The organism is Saccharomonospora sp. (genome assembly GCF_027317685.1).
Lineage (GTDB): Bacteria > Actinomycetota > Actinomycetes > Mycobacteriales > Pseudonocardiaceae > Saccharomonospora.
Genome location: NZ_DAHVQP010000045.1, coordinates 43,853 through 58,583, shown reverse-complemented (window position 1 = coordinate 58,583; position 14,731 = coordinate 43,853). Strand labels below are relative to the sequence as shown.

General features: G+C 66.8%; 15 protein-coding genes. 12 read left to right on the top strand and 3 right to left on the bottom strand.

The genetic code is table 11. From position 1 onward, the window contains the following. Position 1: 1 nt before the first annotated feature. The 4 genes from M7H19_RS05580 (at position 2) to M7H19_RS05565 (ending at position 3,520) form a co-directional block, all read left to right on the top strand. Positions 2 to 1,132 (top strand): ArsA family ATPase, encoded by a 1,131-nt coding sequence (locus M7H19_RS05580; protein ID WP_298177844.1) that lies wholly within the window; start codon positions 2 to 4, stop codon positions 1,130 to 1,132. Continuing rightward, the gene (locus M7H19_RS05575) at positions 1,129 to 1,575 is read left to right on the top strand and encodes a hypothetical protein (protein ID WP_298177842.1); all 447 of its coding nucleotides are present in this window, start codon (positions 1,129 to 1,131) and stop codon (positions 1,573 to 1,575) included. The genes M7H19_RS05580 and M7H19_RS05575 overlap by 4 nt, the downstream gene beginning before the upstream one ends. Further along, the gene (locus M7H19_RS05570; RefSeq protein WP_298177840.1) at positions 1,556 to 2,506 is read left to right on the top strand and encodes an ROK family protein; all 951 of its coding nucleotides are present in this window, start codon (positions 1,556 to 1,558) and stop codon (positions 2,504 to 2,506) included. Before M7H19_RS05575 ends, M7H19_RS05570 begins: the two co-directional genes overlap by 20 nt. Positions 2,507 to 2,617: 111 nt before the next feature. Further along, positions 2,618 to 3,520 (top strand): NUDIX domain-containing protein, encoded by a 903-nt coding sequence (locus M7H19_RS05565; RefSeq protein WP_298177839.1) that lies wholly within the window; start codon positions 2,618 to 2,620, stop codon positions 3,518 to 3,520. Between the two features lie 7 nt (positions 3,521 to 3,527). Here M7H19_RS05565 and M7H19_RS05560 read toward each other — a convergent pair whose 3' ends face one another. Both M7H19_RS05560 and M7H19_RS05555 read right to left on the bottom strand, forming a co-directional pair. Next, a complete protein-coding gene (locus tag M7H19_RS05560) occupies positions 3,528 to 4,037 on the bottom strand; it encodes a hypothetical protein (RefSeq protein ID WP_138977671.1) in 510 nt (169 codons plus the stop codon). Then, the gene (locus M7H19_RS05555) at positions 4,034 to 4,795 is read right to left on the bottom strand and encodes an alpha/beta fold hydrolase (RefSeq protein WP_298177835.1); all 762 of its coding nucleotides are present in this window, start codon (positions 4,793 to 4,795) and stop codon (positions 4,034 to 4,036) included. Before M7H19_RS05555 ends, M7H19_RS05560 begins: the two co-directional genes overlap by 4 nt. Positions 4,796 to 5,045: 250 nt before the next feature. Here M7H19_RS05555 and M7H19_RS05550 point away from each other — a divergent pair, with 250 nt between their 5' ends. Both M7H19_RS05550 and M7H19_RS05545 read left to right on the top strand, forming a co-directional pair. Then, complete coding sequence (locus M7H19_RS05550; protein WP_298177834.1) at positions 5,046 to 5,807, top strand: lysophospholipid acyltransferase family protein; 762 nt, start codon at positions 5,046 to 5,048, stop codon at positions 5,805 to 5,807. A gap of 56 nt (positions 5,808 to 5,863) precedes the next feature. Next, complete coding sequence (locus tag M7H19_RS05545; protein ID WP_298177832.1) at positions 5,864 to 6,379, top strand: polyadenylate-specific 3'-exoribonuclease AS; 516 nt, start codon at positions 5,864 to 5,866, stop codon at positions 6,377 to 6,379. A gap of 11 nt (positions 6,380 to 6,390) precedes the next feature. Here the strand turns inward: M7H19_RS05545 and M7H19_RS05540 are convergent, their stop codons facing one another. After that, positions 6,391 to 7,518: a 3-deoxy-7-phosphoheptulonate synthase gene (locus M7H19_RS05540; protein ID WP_298177830.1), complete on the bottom strand. Its 1,128-nt coding sequence runs from the start codon at positions 7,516 to 7,518 to the stop codon at positions 6,391 to 6,393. A 259-nt stretch (positions 7,519 to 7,777) separates the two neighbouring features. Here M7H19_RS05540 and M7H19_RS05535 point away from each other — a divergent pair, with 259 nt between their 5' ends. The 6 genes from M7H19_RS05535 to M7H19_RS05510 all read left to right on the top strand — a co-directional run bounded on the left by M7H19_RS05535 (position 7,778) and on the right by M7H19_RS05510 (position 14,666). Then, positions 7,778 to 8,803, top strand: coding sequence for a 6-phosphofructokinase (locus M7H19_RS05535; RefSeq protein ID WP_298178025.1), 1,026 nt, complete (start codon positions 7,778 to 7,780; stop codon positions 8,801 to 8,803). A gap of 198 nt (positions 8,804 to 9,001) precedes the next feature. Next, positions 9,002 to 10,513, top strand: coding sequence for an SLC13 family permease (locus M7H19_RS05530; RefSeq protein ID WP_298177828.1), 1,512 nt, complete (start codon positions 9,002 to 9,004; stop codon positions 10,511 to 10,513). Positions 10,514 to 10,615: 102 nt separating this feature from the next. After that, positions 10,616 to 12,040 (top strand): pyruvate kinase, encoded by a 1,425-nt coding sequence (gene pyk / locus M7H19_RS05525; RefSeq protein WP_298177826.1) that lies wholly within the window; start codon positions 10,616 to 10,618, stop codon positions 12,038 to 12,040. Between the two features lie 47 nt (positions 12,041 to 12,087). Next, on the top strand, positions 12,088 to 12,993 hold the full coding sequence (gene tesB, locus M7H19_RS05520) for an acyl-CoA thioesterase II (protein ID WP_298177824.1): 906 nt from the start codon (positions 12,088 to 12,090) through the stop codon (positions 12,991 to 12,993). A gap of 575 nt (positions 12,994 to 13,568) precedes the next feature. Continuing rightward, positions 13,569 to 14,420 carry a helix-turn-helix transcriptional regulator gene (locus M7H19_RS05515; RefSeq protein WP_298177822.1) on the top strand — a complete coding sequence of 284 codons (852 nt, stop codon included), beginning with the start codon at positions 13,569 to 13,571 and terminating at the stop codon, positions 14,418 to 14,420. A 36-nt stretch (positions 14,421 to 14,456) separates the two neighbouring features. Further along, on the top strand, positions 14,457 to 14,666 hold the full coding sequence (locus tag M7H19_RS05510; protein WP_298177820.1) for a DUF397 domain-containing protein: 210 nt from the start codon (positions 14,457 to 14,459) through the stop codon (positions 14,664 to 14,666). Positions 14,667 to 14,731 lie beyond the last annotated feature (65 nt).

Genomic DNA, 14,731 nt, shown 5'->3' with positions numbered 1-14,731 from the left:
CGTGCGCATACTGCTGTTCACCGGGAAAGGCGGCGTCGGCAAGACCACTCTCGCCGCCGCTACCGCCGCCTGCCTCGCACGTCGGGGGCGCAAAACGCTGATGGTGTCCACAGACCCGGCCCATTCGCTCGCCGACGCGGTCGGAAAGCCGTTGAACGACGAGCCTTCCGAGGTGGACGGTTTCCTGTACGGGGCGCAGGTGGACATGCGTAGCCTGGCCGACGGTGCCTGGAGCACGCTGCGTGAACAGCTACGGACCGTGTTCTCCGGACTCGGACTGGATCTGCTCGACGCCGAGGAGCTCACCATGCTCCCCGGTGTGGACGAGCTGCTGTCGCTGGGCGAGGTGCAACGTCTCGCCGACACCGGGCCGTGGGAGAACGTCGTCGTGGACTGCGGGCCCACGGCCGAGACATTGCGGCTGTTCGCCTTGCCCGAGGCGGTATCGGGGTATCTACGGAGGCTGCCGGCATGGCGTTCGGCGACCGCGACGGCGCGTTCGGCCGACCGTTTCGCCGCGTACGTCGAGTCGTTGCGGACGATGCTCACCGGCGAGGAGACCACCGTACGGTTGGTACTCACCCCCGAACGTGTCGTGGTCGCCGAGACCCGGCGCACGTTGACGTCTCTGGCCCTGCGGGGCATCACCGTCGACGGGGTGGTCGTCAATCGCATGATGCCGTCGGCCGGGCTGTGGCGCGGTGCCGCCGCGACGTGGCTGCGTACCCGGCGTGCACAGCAGGAACAGGTTCTCGCCGAGCTTCGTGAGGGCGGACTCGTCCCCGGCACGCTGCGCACCGTGGAGCACCGCGCGGTGGAGCCGGTGGGGATGGAGGCGTTGCTGGAGATCGCCGACGAGCTGTACGGCCAGGCCAGCCCGCTGGTGGGCGAGCCAGACACCGTGCCGTTGCTCGAAACCTCCGAGGAGGGGGACGGCGTACGACTCCGCATCGTGATGCCGCTCGCGAAGGACTCCGATGTCAAGCTCGCCCGGATCGACGACGACCTCGCCGTCACGGTCGACGGTTTCCGCAGGCTCATCGCGCTGCCCGAGCCGCTACGCGCCTACACACTGACAGGTGCCGAATCCGACGCGCGTGGATTACTGGTGCATCTGGAGAACCCGTTATGACCACCGACAACGGTACGGACGCCGCCCAACTCGCCGACGAGATCAGGCTTCTCGTGGACCTGGTGGTGGAGCGTGCCAGGCCCTGGCTCGAAAGTGTTTTTGAAGCTGGTCACGGCCACGGCCACGAGCACGTCGATACCGAGACCGACATTTCGTCCGGTGGTGAGAGTGACCAGTGGTGCCCGCTGTGCGCCGTGGTCGCTGTGTTCCGAGGCGAGCGAGTGGACGTCGTGGCACAGGTGCTGGAGCACATGACCCGACTGTTGGGGTTGTTACGAGCCGTGCTCGCGGATCGGTGGGCGCCGGAGGACGGCATCCACATGCCCGGCTTTCGTCCATCGCCGAGCACACCGAGATCCGACGAGCGCCGCGGCGGTCGCGTGCAGCACGTGATGGTCCGGCCTCGAAGTCAATGGGAACCCGATGCTCGCGATCGGAGTTGATGTCGGGGGCACCAGTGTGCGGGCCGGTGTCGTCGACGAGCAGGGGGGTGTGATCGACTCCGCTTGCGTCGCCACCCCGGGTGCAGAGGACGCCTTGGAGGACGCCATCACCACGGTGGTGGACGAACTGAGGAGGCGGCACACGGTCGAGGCCGTGGGGCTGGCTGTGGCGGGGTTCGTGCGGCCGGATCGGCGATCGGTGCTGTTCGCGCCGCACCTGCCGTGGCGAGCGGCGCCGGTGGCCGACAGGATGTCGGCGCGCCTTGGCGTGCCGGTGACGCTGGAGCACGACGCCAATGCCGCCGCTGTCGGTGAGCACCGCTTCGGGGCGGCGCGTGGTGCGAACGTGGCGTTGCTGTTGGCGCTCGGCACCGGCATCGGTGCCGGACTGTTGCTCGGTGGGGAGGTCTTTCGCGGCGCACACGGCGTGGCGCCCGAACTGGGGCATATACGAGTGGTACCGAACGGTCGTCCCTGTCCCTGCGGTCGTCACGGTTGTTGGGAGCGTTACTGCAGTGGTACGGCTCTCGCGGCCACAGCCATCGAACTCCTCGCGCGCTGGCCCGCGAGGCCGTCGACACTGAGACAGGAGGTCGCCGATCCCGCGGCGATGACCGGGCTGCGTGTGGCCCGGGCGGCACGGGAGGGGGACGCGGTGGCGCGGGAGGCGCTCGCCGACCTCGCCCGGTGGCTCGGGGAAGGTCTGGCGCTCATCGCCGATGTCTACGACCCCGAGATCGTCGTTCTCGCGGGAGGCGTGGCGGAGTCGTCGCCGTTGTTCGCCGACGAGGCGCGGGAGCACTACGCCAGGGTCGTCACCGGAGCCGGACACCGGCCGCTCGCTCGCATCCGTACCTCGCAACTCAGTGACGCGACAGCGATTGTCGGCGCGGCTACCCTGGCCGTCGAGCGGATGGCCAGACAGGCCTGACAGACCTTTCCCGAGAGTACTTCCGCGCTGCTCCGGTGCTGCGCCGCCGTATCACGCGGAGAGCCGGTGTCACGGGGTAGTGCGACGCCGAAACGTCGCTAGAGTGGGCGAATGCTGCTCGGTGAAGGCGAGGGGTTCGTCAGCTGCGCGTGTGGACGACGACATTGGGGGCCGTACGGAGCGGCCGGACTGCTGTTGGTCGACCCCCTGCGAGGGGTGCTGTTGCAACACCGGGCTGTGTGGACGCATCACGGCAGTACGTGGGCGTTGCCCGGTGGTGCGGTGCTGCCGGGGGAGACCCCCGCCGACGCCGCCATCCGTGAGACCGAGGAAGAGACCACCGTTCCGTCCGAGGCCGTGCGCGTCCTCGCCTCGTGTGTCGAGGACCACGGCACATGGTGCTACACCACCGTGCTCGCCACCGTCCGGAACGCGGTGGAAGCGCGCGTGGCGAACGGTGAGAGCACGGCCCTGCACTGGGTGCCGCCCGACGAGGTCGAGGGGTATCGGCTGCATCATGATTTCGCGGCCGCCTGGCCCCTGCTGCGAGAACAACTGGGCAGGGAACTCGTCCTGGTCGTCGACGCGGCCAACGTGATCGGTGCTCGTCCGGACGGCTGGTGGCGGGACAGGGCGGGGGCCGTCGCACGGCTACGCGACCGGCTCGCTGTCCTGTCGCGTGTCGGTGTTGCCGCACATCGGGTCGGCCTCGACCTGGAACGGCGTTGGTGCTGGTGGCCGCGCGTGGTGTTGGTGACCGAGGGAAAGGCCCGCCACGTCGACGAGGTAGAGGGTGTGGAGATCGTGGCCGCGCCGGGGGAGGGCGACGACACGCTCGTCGAGACGGTCGCGGACCTGCGGTCGAGTCGGCCCCGGGATCACGTCGTGGTCGTCACCGCCGACCGCGAACTACGCCGCCGGGCAGGCGAACACGGGAGCGCTTTCCTGGGGCCCACCGAGTTGTGGCGGCTGTTCGACGAGTCGGCGGCACAGACTCCGAAACCGCAAGGCTGAAGCGGGCTCAGACCTGGGCACCGTTGGTGGGGTCCGCGCCGTCCGGGGGCCCCTGCCTGACCCGCAGCAGGGCCAGCGCGATGCCGGTGGCCAGCGAAAGCATCCCCAGCGGCAAGGCGACCGAACGGCTCAGCCCGATCAACCCCGGGCCGAGAAGCAGCAGCAGTCCCACCACGAAGAACAGCAGCACGACGATCGCGCCCTTGCGGGGGCGCGGCAGTGGTGGCGGTTCCGGAGGAACGAAGTGTTCGTCGTCGTCGGCATCGGTGGGGTCATCGCCGAGTAGTGTGTCCTCCCAGTTGGTCTCCGACTCGCGCCAGCCCGAGCGGGTGTCGTGGTCACGGGGGTTGCGCAACCGTGTCTGTCCGTGATCGCCTGTGTCGTCGTCCGGAGCGTCGGCGTCGATCACGCGATCGTCGGTATCCGTGCCGAACCCCTCCGCCTTCAGCCCCGCCACGATCTTGGCGAACGTGGCGTCGACATCCTCGGGTCCGTCCGTTCCTGATGCTCTGTTCATCGGGCACCAACCTGTCTGACGGAGTCGACGAACTCCACACTGCGCCGAAACAGCAACGGTGCGTCGTTGTCGAGCGTGGCCACGTGGTAGCTGTGGTGAAGCACTACCTCGCGCAGGTCCTCACTACGCACATTCTCGGCTACCACGGTGGCGTTGACACCTTCCACGATGTGATCGACAGCTGAGCTGGCGAGTAGCAGCGGCTGGGTCACCCGGGGCAGGTCACGGCGCACCAGCGTCCACAGCCGGGACAGGCTCGCCAGCGCACGTACGGGGGTGCGGTCGTAGGCGAGTTCCACGGCTCCGGGTTTGGCGATGTCGCCTCCCAGTCCTTTCGCCGACGGCAGTACCGGTGCCAGCAGGGCGGCCAACTTGGCATCGAGCCTGCGGGTGAGCACCGACGGGTTCACCAGTACCAGACCGCGCACGGCGTCACCGAGATCCTCGGCCAGCCGCAGCGCGAGAGTGCCGCCCATCGACAGGCCGAACACGAACACCGATTCGCATCGACGGCTGAGTTCGGCGAACTCGCCGCGTAGACAGCCGTACCAGTCCGGCCATCGGGTGCGATTGCACTCCTGCCAGCTGGTGCCGTGCCCCGGCAGCCGGGGACAACGCACGGTGAAACCGGCCTCGGCCAGATACTCGCCCCACGGACGCATGGTCGCCGGTGTGCTGGTGAAGCCGTGGCACAACAGCACCCCCACCTCGGGAGAGCCGTCGTGGACGAAGGGTTCAGCGCCGGCGAACACAGGCATGCCCGGTCATCCTCCCGTCGAGCCGCATCATCCTATGTTCGCACGACTTACCGCCATTGGAACGTGACCGGGTGGAACCGCTACGGAGAGAAACGGAGGAGGCCGAATAGGGTGCTGAAGCGAGACCGGGTGTGACCTCGCTCCCGATGTGGGTACTCGAAAGTAGAGGCCTGTTGTGTGCCCGTACCGCGGCTTCGTACGCTGGTCCGTCGGTCGGCATTCGTTTTCCGCAGAGGAGGACCGAGAAGCAGTGCTGTATTGGTTGATGAAGTACGTACTGCTGGGCCCGCTGTTGCGCGCGTTCTGGCCGACCAAGGTGACCGGGGTGGAGAACGTGCCCGCCGAGGGCGGCGCCATCCTCGCCAGCAATCACCTGGCCGTGGCCGACTCGTTCTTCATGCCGCTCCATGTGTCGAGGCGGGTCACCTTCCCCGCCAAACAGGAGTACTTCACCGAACCCGGCATCAAGGGTCGGTTGAAGAAGTGGTTCTTCACCGGCGCGGGCCAGTTCCCCATCGACCGGTCGGGTGGCACGGCCGCGCAGGCCGCCATCGATACCGCCGTACGTCTGCTGCGGGAGGGGCACCTGCTCGGCATCTACCCCGAGGGCACACGTTCGCCCGACGGCCGGTTGTACAAGGGCAAGACCGGGGTCGCCAGGATCGCGTTGGAGGCCAGGGTCCCCGTCATCCCGGTGGCCATGGTCGGTACCGACCGAGTCAACCCGATCGGTTCCCGGATGTGGTGGCCGCGCAGGTTGGAGATCCGCTTCGGTGAGCCACTGGACTTCTCTCGCTACGAGGGGCTGGCGGGTGACCGGTTCGTCGAGCGCTCCATCACCGACGAGATCATGTACGCGCTGATGGAACTGAGCGGGCAGGAGTACGTCGACATCTACGCCGCGAGGGCGAAGGAACTCATCGCCGCCGAGGAGGCGGGGCTGCGGCCCACCGTGCCCGTACAGGCCGACGCGCGCGACGCCACTCGGCTGCCCGAGTCACAGGCCGGCTGATCGGAAGCGACAGGCGGCGTCCAGGACCGATGAGGCCGTCGAGTACCGTGCCCGGCGTGCGGTTTTTCTACGACACCGAGTTCATCGAGGACGGCGTGACCATCGACCTGGTCTCCATAGGTGTCGTGGACGAGTCCGGACGCGAGTTCTACGCGGTGTCCACGGAGTTCGACCCGGCGAAGGCGGGGCCGTGGGTCCGTGAGCACGTGCTGTCGAAGCTCCCGTCGCCCTCGGATCCGGCGTGGCGTAGCCGGGAACGCATTCGTACCGACCTGCTCGATTTCTTCGGCCGTCCTCGCGACGGCATCGAGCTGTGGGCTTGGTACGCCGCCTACGACCACGTGGCCCTGGCCCAGTTGTGGGGGCCGATGCCGTCGATGCCGCGCCGACTCCCACGGTTCACCCGTGACCTGCGGCAGCGCTGGGAGGACGTGGGGCGGCCGAAACTGCCTCCGCCATCCAGCGATGCCCACGACGCCCTCGCCGATGCGCGCCACAATCTTCACCGCTGGCAGGTCATAGAAGCCGCCCGCCAGGACCTCGCCCGGCGGTGCGGCTTCCCGGCCGGCTGAAGCGTCCGGCTTCAGCCCTGCCTGCGGGCCCTCACCGCTGAAGCGAGTTCGTCCAGCAGAGTGGCCGTGGTGGACCAGTCGAGGCAGGCGTCGGTGATGCTGCGGCCGTAGTCGAGTTCGTCGCGACGCCCGAGCGTGAGGTCCTGTCGTCCCTCTTCGAGGAAACTCTCCATCATGAGTCCGACGATGCCGTGCTCACCCGCCGCTATCCGGTCGACGAGTTCACGTACCACGGCCGCCTGCCGCACGTGATCCTTACGGCTGTTGCCGTGGCTGGCGTCGACCATCACTCGCTCGGGCAGCCCGGAGTCGCGCAGTCGGGACAATGTGTCGGACACCGTCCGAGCATCGTAGTTGGGTCCGGACGAGCCGCCGCGGAGAATGACGTGGCAGTCGGGGTTGCCCGAGGTCGTCACCAGTGCCGCCAGGCCGTCGGCGTTGATTCCGGGGAACACGTGACTCGCCGAGGCCGCTCGCACGGCGTCCACCGCCACCTGGACGTCCCCCTCGGTGGAGTTCTTGATGCCGACGGGCATGGACAGTGCGCTGCACAGCTGACGATGCACCTGGCTCGCCGCGGTTCGTGCCCCGATGGAGCCCCAGGTGACGGTGTCGGCGATGTACTGCGGGGTGATCGGGTCGAGGAACTCGCAGCCCACCGGCAGTCCGAGCGCCGAGATGTCCAACAGCAACTGCCGGGCCAGGCGAAGTCCCTTGTTGACCGCGTAGGTGCCGTCGAGGTCGGGGTCGTTGATCAGGCCTTTCCAGCCGAGAGTGGTGCGGGGCTTCTCGAAGTAGACGCGCATGACGATGCACAGCGCGTCCGAGACCCGCTCCGCGTGCTCGGACAGTAGACGGGCGTAGTGCAGGGCGGCCTCCGGGTCGTGCACGGAGCACGGCCCGACCACGACGAGGAGACGGTCGTCCCGCCCGTCGAGGATGTCCACGGTGTCCCGCCTACCGAGAGTGACGGTCTTGGCGACCCCCGGGTCGATGGGGTGTTCGGAACGCAGTAGCGCGGGAGAGAGAAGTGGACTCATGCGTGCTGTGCGGCGGTTGTCCAACGCGGTCAGTGGATCGGATGCCCCGACGGTATCGACCGTGTTGGTGGCGGTATCGGCAGAGGCGTGGTTCGGCATTTCGGCTTCCTTTCCGCAAGCCGCCTCGCCGAGCTGCACAGCCGTCGAGCCGGCTTGTCGTCCGGCTCGAGGGTGGTCGATGGTCAGCGCAGGTTCTCGCCGACCGACCCACCTCGGGCCGGCCCGCTAAACCAGAAATAGAAGACGCGCTGCACGAGGGCGAGTGTAGCAGGGACGCGTCGCTGCACCGATCAAGCATGGTGCGGGCTACTCTACGGCGGGAAAAGTGTGACGTAGAACAAACTGAAAGGCGCAGATGATGCGAGTCGGTGTGCTGACCGGCGGTGGTGATTGCCCGGGGTTGAACGCGGTGATCCGCGCGATCGTCCGCAAGGGCATCGAGGTGCACGGCTGGGAGGTCTACGGCTTTCGTGACGGCTGGCGTGGGCCACTCACCGGGCAAGGCACGTGGCTGTCCTGCGATGACGTCGAGGGCATCCTCACCCGTGGTGGCACGATTCTCGGTTCCTCCCGCACGAACCCGTACTCCGACGACGGCGGCGCCGAGGCCATCAAGCGCGTCCTGTCGGATGAGGGCATCGATGCCCTCATCGCCATCGGAGGAGAGGACACGCTGGGTGTGGCCAGGCGGTTGAACGACGACGGGGTGAAAGTGGTCGGCGTGCCGAAGACGATCGACAACGATCTCGGTGCCACCGATTACACCTTCGGGTTCGACACCGCGGTCCACATCGCGACAGAAGCCATCGACCGACTCCACACCACCGCCGAATCGCACCACAGGGCGCTCGTCGTCGAGGTGATGGGCAGGCACGCGGGCTGGATCGCGTTGCACTCGGGCCTCGCGGGCGGGGCCAGCGTCATCCTCGTTCCCGAGCGGCCGTTCTCGGTGGACAAGGTCGTCGGCTGGGTCGAGCGCCGGTTCGAACGTGAATACGCCCCGATCATCGTCGTGGCCGAGGGCGCACTGCCGGAAGGCGGTGCCGAGGTGCTGCAAAGCGGCGAGAAGGACGCGTTCGGCCATGTCCGGCTCGGCGGTGTGGGTATGTGGTTGGCCGACGAGATCTCCTCTCGCACAGGAAGGGAGGCGCGGGCGGTGGTGCTCGGACACACGCAGCGCGGCGGTACGCCGACCGCCTACGACCGAGTGCTGGCCACGCGCTTCGGTCTGCATGCCGTGGATGCCGTGGCCGACGGCGACTTCGGTGTGATGGTGGCGTTGCAGGGCACCGACATCGTGCGGGCCAAATTGACGGAGGCCACTGAGGAGCTGAAGACCGTGCCGCTGGATCGCTATGCGGAGGCGGAGGTCTTCTTCGGCTGAGCGCCACGTTCGTCCTGATCATCACGCGCGGCCACCGGGGTGAACCCGGTGGCCGCACCTTCATCGTGACCAAGCGTGTCGTGTCCAATGACCCAATGTCACCTCCGGCTGCTGTAGGTCCGTTTCGGGTTCGCTGATTCGAGTGACCGATCGGCTTTGTCGCGGTACATTCCGCACACTCAGCGATGGAGGTGAGTGATGGCTCAGACCATGGGCGTTGAGCCCGGGACCGCGGGCCCCGACACAGCGGCGGGACGCAGACATTGGATCGGGATGGCACTGGGACCCGTTCTCGCTGTGGTCGCCTTCCTGCTGCTGCCTGACAGTCTCTCCACCGACGGCAAGATCACGGCCGCCGTCGCGGCGCTCATGGCGGTGTGGTGGGTCACGGAAGCTCTCCCCTTGGCCGCTACCGCGTTGCTGCCGTTGGTGCTGTTCCCGTTCCTCGGCGTGAATGACATCGGGGATGCGGCGGCGCCCTACGCCGACGACGTGATCTTCCTGTTCATGGGTGGGTTCATGATCGCGCTGGCGATGCAGCGGTGGAACCTGCACAAGCGCATCGCTCTGCGCACGGTGCTCATGGTGGGAACGAAGCCGGTGCTGTTGGTGGCCGGATTCATGATCGCGACGGGCTTCATCAGCATGTGGGTGAGCAACACCGCCACCGCCATGATGATGATGCCCATCGGGTTGTCGGTGCTGGGACTCGTTTCCCGGCTCGGCGACGGCAAGGGGGACGCGAACTTCGCGACGGCACTGATGCTCGGTATCGCCTACGCGGCGTCGATCGGCTCGCTGGCCACGATCATCGGTACTCCGCCGAACACGCTTCTCGTGGGCTACCTGGAGGAGAACTTCGACATCACCATCGGTTTCGGCGAGTGGATGCTTTTCGGTCTTCCCATCGCCGTGGTTTTCCTGGTGCTCGCATGGGTGGTGCTGACCCAGTTGGTGTTCCGGCCGAGGCTGAAGTCGCTTCCCGGAGGGCGGGAGCTGATCCGCGAGCAACTCGACGACCTGGGATCGATGAGTCGGGGCGAGGTGAACGCGCTGATCGTGTTTGTCCTGGCCGCGTTGTCGTGGGTCACCATCCCCACGCTCGCCAGCATCGACGCCGTCGCCTCCGCCGCGCCGTGGCTCGACGGCATCTCCGACGCGGGCATCGCGATCGCCGCGGCGCTTCTGTTGTTCATACTCCCCGTGGACCGGCGCCGGGGGGTTCGGACACTCGACTGGGACACGGCCAAGGGGTTGCCGTGGGGCATCCTGCTGCTGTTCGGCGGTGGCCTGAGTCTGTCGAGTCACTTCACCGAGACGGGACTGAGCGAGTGGATCGGTGAGCAGGTCGGTGGGCTGAGCGCACTCCCTGCCATCGTGCTGGTGGCGATCGTCGTGTTGCTCGTGCTCCTGTTGACCGAGCTGACCAGTAACACCGCGACCGCGGCGGCGTTCCTGCCGATCCTTGGTGGGGTGGCGGTGGGGCTGGGTTACGGGCCGATGGTGCTGGCCGTCCCCGCCGCTCTCGCCGCGACCTCCGCGTTCATGCTGCCCGTGGGGACGCCTCCGAACGCCATCGTGTTCGGTACCGGGCACGTCACGATCGGCCAGATGGTCAAGGGCGGTGTGTGGCTCAACGTGGCCGGGCTGGTGATCGTGACCCTCGGGTCGTACACGTTGGGCGCCTGGGTCCTGGGCCTGGCGTACTGACGCGTGCCGGGCGGGCCACGTGGCCCGCCCGGCGGTCGTAAGACGTGCCCGATCCCGGAATCGGTGCAACCTACCCGGATGTAGCGGCTAGGCTGTTTGGGTGTGAGTAGACGAGCGAAAATTGTATGCACCCTCGGCCCGGCTACGGCGACGGCGGACAAGGTCCGAGCGCTCGTCGACGCGGGTATGGACGTGGCGAGGATGAACTTCAGCCACGGCAGTCACGGTGATCACAAGCAGGTCTACGACTTGATCAGGGCCGCTTCGGCGGAGTCCGGGCGAGCGGTGGGTATCCTCGCCGACCTGCAGGGCCCGAAGATCCGGTTGGGCACGTTCGCGGGTGGTCCCGTGGAGTGGCGCACCGGCGACGCCGTGCGCATCACGGTGGAGGACGTCGCCGGGACCCACGAGCGTGTCTCCACCACTTACAAGGGCCTGGCCAAGGACGCCAAGCCAGGGGATCGTCTGCTCGTCGACGACGGCAAGGTCGGGCTCGTGGTCGAAAGCGTCGAGGGCCCCGACGTCGTGTGCGAGGTCACCGAGGGCGGGCCGGTCAGCAACAACAAGGGTGTGTCGCTTCCCGGCATGGACATCTCGGTTCCTGCGCTCTCCGAAAAGGACATCCAGGACCTGGAGTTCGCTCTCGAGCTGGGCGTGGATTTCGTGGCGCTGTCCTTCGTCCGCTCGCCCGCCGACATCGACCTTGTGCACCAGGTGATGGACCGGGTGGGCAAGGGCCGTGTGCCGGTGATCGCGAAGCTGGAGAAGCCGGAGGCCGTGGCCAACCTGGAAGCGATCGTGCTCGCTTTCGACGGCCTCATGGTGGCGCGCGGTGATTTGGGCGTGGAGCTGCCGCTGGAGAAGGTCCCGCTGGTGCAGAAGCGCGCTATCCAGATCGCGCGCGAGAACGCCAAGCCAGTGATCGTGGCTACCCAGATGCTCGACTCGATGATCAACAACTCGCGACCGACGAGGGCGGAGGCGTCCGATGTCGCCAACGCGGTGCTCGACGGTGCCGACGCCGTGATGCTTTCCGGCGAGACGAGTGTCGGCCGGTACCCGATCGAGACCGTACAGACCATGAGCCGCATCGTGCAGGCGGTGGAGGCGGACATGCCGTCGGTGCCGCCGTTGAGTCACGTGCCCCGCACCAAGCGCGGTGTCATCTCCTACGCCGCGCGTGACATCGGGGAACGGCTCAACGCCAAGGCGCTGGTGGCGTTCACGCAATCCGGCGACACGGTCCGCAGGCTCGCACGGCTCCACACCCGGCTGCCCCTGCTGGCGTTCACACCGTTGGAAAGCGTGCGCAGGCAGCTCTCCATGACTTGGGGAACCACCGCGCGCCTGGTCGACCAGGTGGATTCCACCGACCGCATGATCGAGCAGGTGGACCACGCGATGTTGGACACCGGGCGGTACGAACGTGGTGACCTGGTGGTCATCGTCGCCGGATCGCCGCCGGGGACCGTCGGCTCCACCAACCTCATCCGAGTGCACCGGCTGGGTGAAGACGATCTCTCCTGAGACCCGGTGCGGTGGCGCCGCCGGCGATACGGTGTTGAATCACGGGTATGACTGAGTCGGCAAGGGAGGCTGCGTTCGCGCTCGATACCGACGGTGATGCCGAGGGACAGCCTGTGCTCGACAGGCTGATCAGCCTGTTGGACCTCGAGAAGATCGAGGAGAACATCTACCGGGGTGTGAGTCCACCGCGTTCGTCGACCCGCGTGTTCGGTGGTCAGGTCGCAGGGCAGGCCTTGGTGGCGGCGGGACGCACAGTGCCGAGTGAACGTGGCGTGCACTCATTGCATGCCTACTTCATCCGGCCGGGTGATCCGAAGGTGCCGATCATCTACGAGGTGGACCGTATCCGGGACGGCCGGTCGTTCACCACGCGCCGAGTGGTGGCGATCCAACACGGCAAGGCGATCTTCTCGCTGTCCGCGTCGTTCCAGGTGGTCGAACCTGGTGTCGAACACACCGAGTCGATGCCCGATGTGCCCGATCCCGAGTCGCTGCCCACGCTGGCCGAACGGGCGATGGGATACGAGGACAGGCTCGCCCTGCGCGCGCAGCCACGGCCGTTGGACATTCGCTATGTCAACGACCCGCCGTGGGTGACCAGGGAGACGGATTCCACGCCCGAGCGTAACCAGGTGTGGATGAGGGCCGACGGAACTCTCCCGGACGATCCTTTGCTGCACGTGTGTGTCCTGACGTATGCGTCCGACCTGACGTTGCTGGACTCCACGCTGGCACGGCACGGTGTGTACTGGGATTTCGATCGGGTGCTCGGAGCGAGTCTCGACCACGCGTTGTGGTTCCACCGGCCGTTCCGCGCCGACGAATGGTTCCTGTACGACAGTGACTCGCCGACAGCGTCGAACGCCCGTGCGCTGGCGACGGGACGACTGTTCTCTCGTGACGGCACGTATATCGCCACCGTGGTGCAGGAAGGACTGATCCGCCTGTTGTGAGCCGCCACGGCTCACAGTGGAACGGTTTCAGGGCAGGGAGTAGTACATGCGTTCGCGGGGCCGGTGATGCGAGGCGCCATCCGGCGTCCTCGCCACCGGCTCGTCGGGTACAAGAGCGACTTGAGCCGCGAGGTAAGCCCGGCAGGGTAGGGGTCCGCGCCTACGGGCGAACGGCTTGCGTCTGCCGTGACAGAGAGTGCAGTGGCCACTGGCGTCGGGGCGGTGCTCGGCCAGTACTGTGCGCAGCGCGCCGGCCAGAAGAGTGACACTGAGACTGTCGAGTTCGTCCTGGATTTCGGGTGAGGTCGTATATGCCGAGTGCGTGATTTCGTCGAGTCTACGATGCACGCTTTCCTGTAACGGAGTGACGAAAAGATCGCGCCCGGCCACCTGTTCTCCCGATTATTTGTGTTACGGAACGATCGTTGGTCTGTCGAGCATGAGCGAGCATACAACCATCTCGTGCAAATTGCAGTCCATCGATCGGGGAATCCGTGTCTACGGTCGGTTGTCCACGCCCGATCCGGTTGCCCGTCCTGGTTAGATATGCGCGGGTGAGCAACCGGAGGTGGATCATGACGCGAGGCCACGGCCCGACCGTACGGCGACGCAGGCTAGCGGGCGAGTTACGGCGGCTCCGGGAGAAAGCTGCGCTCACCATCGATGAGGTGGGCGAGAAGCTGGAGTGCTCGGCGTCGAAGATCAGTCGCATCGAGACGGGCCATGTAGGGGTGACCCCCCGCGACGCCCGTGACCTGCTGGCGCTGTACGGCGTGCACGGAGACGAGCAGGAGGCGTTGGTCCAACTTGCCCGGGAGGCTCGAAAACGTGGCTGGTGGCACGCTTACAACGAGGTCTTCACGGGCGCTTTCGTGGGCTTGGAGGCCGACGCCAGCTCGCTGCGGGCGTTTCAGGCATTGCTGGTCCCGGGTCTGTTGCAGACCGAACGGTACGCGTATGCGGTGATCAGGGCGATGCGGCCCGGCGCCGTGGACTCCGAGATCGAACGCAGGGTCGCGGCGAGGATGGCGCGTCAACGGCTGTTGCGGGACCCGAATCCGCCCGAGTATTGGGCCATCATCGACGAGGCGGTGTTGCACCGGGTCGTCGGTAGTCGAGAGGTGATGGCCGAACAGTTCACTCAAATGAGTGAAATTGCCCGGCTTCCTCACGTCACTATCCAGGTGGTCCCCTTCGAAGCGGGCGCTCATTCAGGGATGGAAGGTCCCTTTCTGATTCTGGGATTTCCCGAGATGGCGGACCCCGACGTGGTTTATGTGGACAGCACCAACAGCGGCTTCTATCTCGAATTGGAATCCGACGTGCGTCGGTACTCCTTGATGTTCGATCATTTGCGGGCTGCCGCGCTCAAACCGGAAGATTCCATCGAGGCAATCACCGGGGCGGCACGGCGGTTCGCCAAGTGACATCAACTTTTCGACCGAATTGACTAAGGAGTAGGGATGGTGGCCGACACGGACCTGGCAGGGCTCCACTGGCGCAAGAGCAGCTACAGCGGTGGCGGCAACGACTGTGTCGAGATCGCTTTCACCAACGACGGTGCTGCCGTGCGTGATTCCAAGAACCCAGACGGCGGTGTCTTGAGGCTGTCGGGACGGGAATGGGACGCTCTGCTGGCCGCCGCACGGGCCGGCGCGCTCGACCTGCGCTGAAAATCGAACGACGTGCGAGCGCTCGGCTCCCTGCCCGACCGGTGCTGGACCGGGGGCACGGAGCC

What these genes read in the sequence shown, in the direction of transcription:
- M7H19_RS05555 (WP_298177835.1), bottom strand. Translation starts at nt 4,795, where the DNA reads ATGCCTGTGTTCGCCGGCGCTGAACCCTTCGTCCACGACGGCTCTCCC.
- M7H19_RS05575 (WP_298177842.1), top strand. Translation starts at nt 1,129, where the DNA reads ATGACCACCGACAACGGTACGGACGCCGCCCAACTCGCCGACGAGATC.
- M7H19_RS05560 (WP_138977671.1), bottom strand. Translation starts at nt 4,037, where the DNA reads ATGAACAGAGCATCAGGAACGGACGGACCCGAGGATGTCGACGCCACG.
- tesB (WP_298177824.1), top strand. Translation starts at nt 12,088, where the DNA reads ATGACTGAGTCGGCAAGGGAGGCTGCGTTCGCGCTCGATACCGACGGT.
- M7H19_RS05515 (WP_298177822.1), top strand. Translation starts at nt 13,569, where the DNA reads ATGACGCGAGGCCACGGCCCGACCGTACGGCGACGCAGGCTAGCGGGC.
- M7H19_RS05535 (WP_298178025.1), top strand. Translation starts at nt 7,778, where the DNA reads ATGCGAGTCGGTGTGCTGACCGGCGGTGGTGATTGCCCGGGGTTGAAC.
- M7H19_RS05510 (WP_298177820.1), top strand. Translation starts at nt 14,457, where the DNA reads ATGGTGGCCGACACGGACCTGGCAGGGCTCCACTGGCGCAAGAGCAGC.
- M7H19_RS05565 (WP_298177839.1), top strand. Translation starts at nt 2,618, where the DNA reads ATGCTGCTCGGTGAAGGCGAGGGGTTCGTCAGCTGCGCGTGTGGACGA.
- M7H19_RS05530 (WP_298177828.1), top strand. Translation starts at nt 9,002, where the DNA reads ATGGCTCAGACCATGGGCGTTGAGCCCGGGACCGCGGGCCCCGACACA.
- M7H19_RS05540 (WP_298177830.1), bottom strand. Translation starts at nt 7,518, where the DNA reads ATGCCGAACCACGCCTCTGCCGATACCGCCACCAACACGGTCGATACC.
- M7H19_RS05570 (WP_298177840.1), top strand. Translation starts at nt 1,556, where the DNA reads ATGCTCGCGATCGGAGTTGATGTCGGGGGCACCAGTGTGCGGGCCGGT.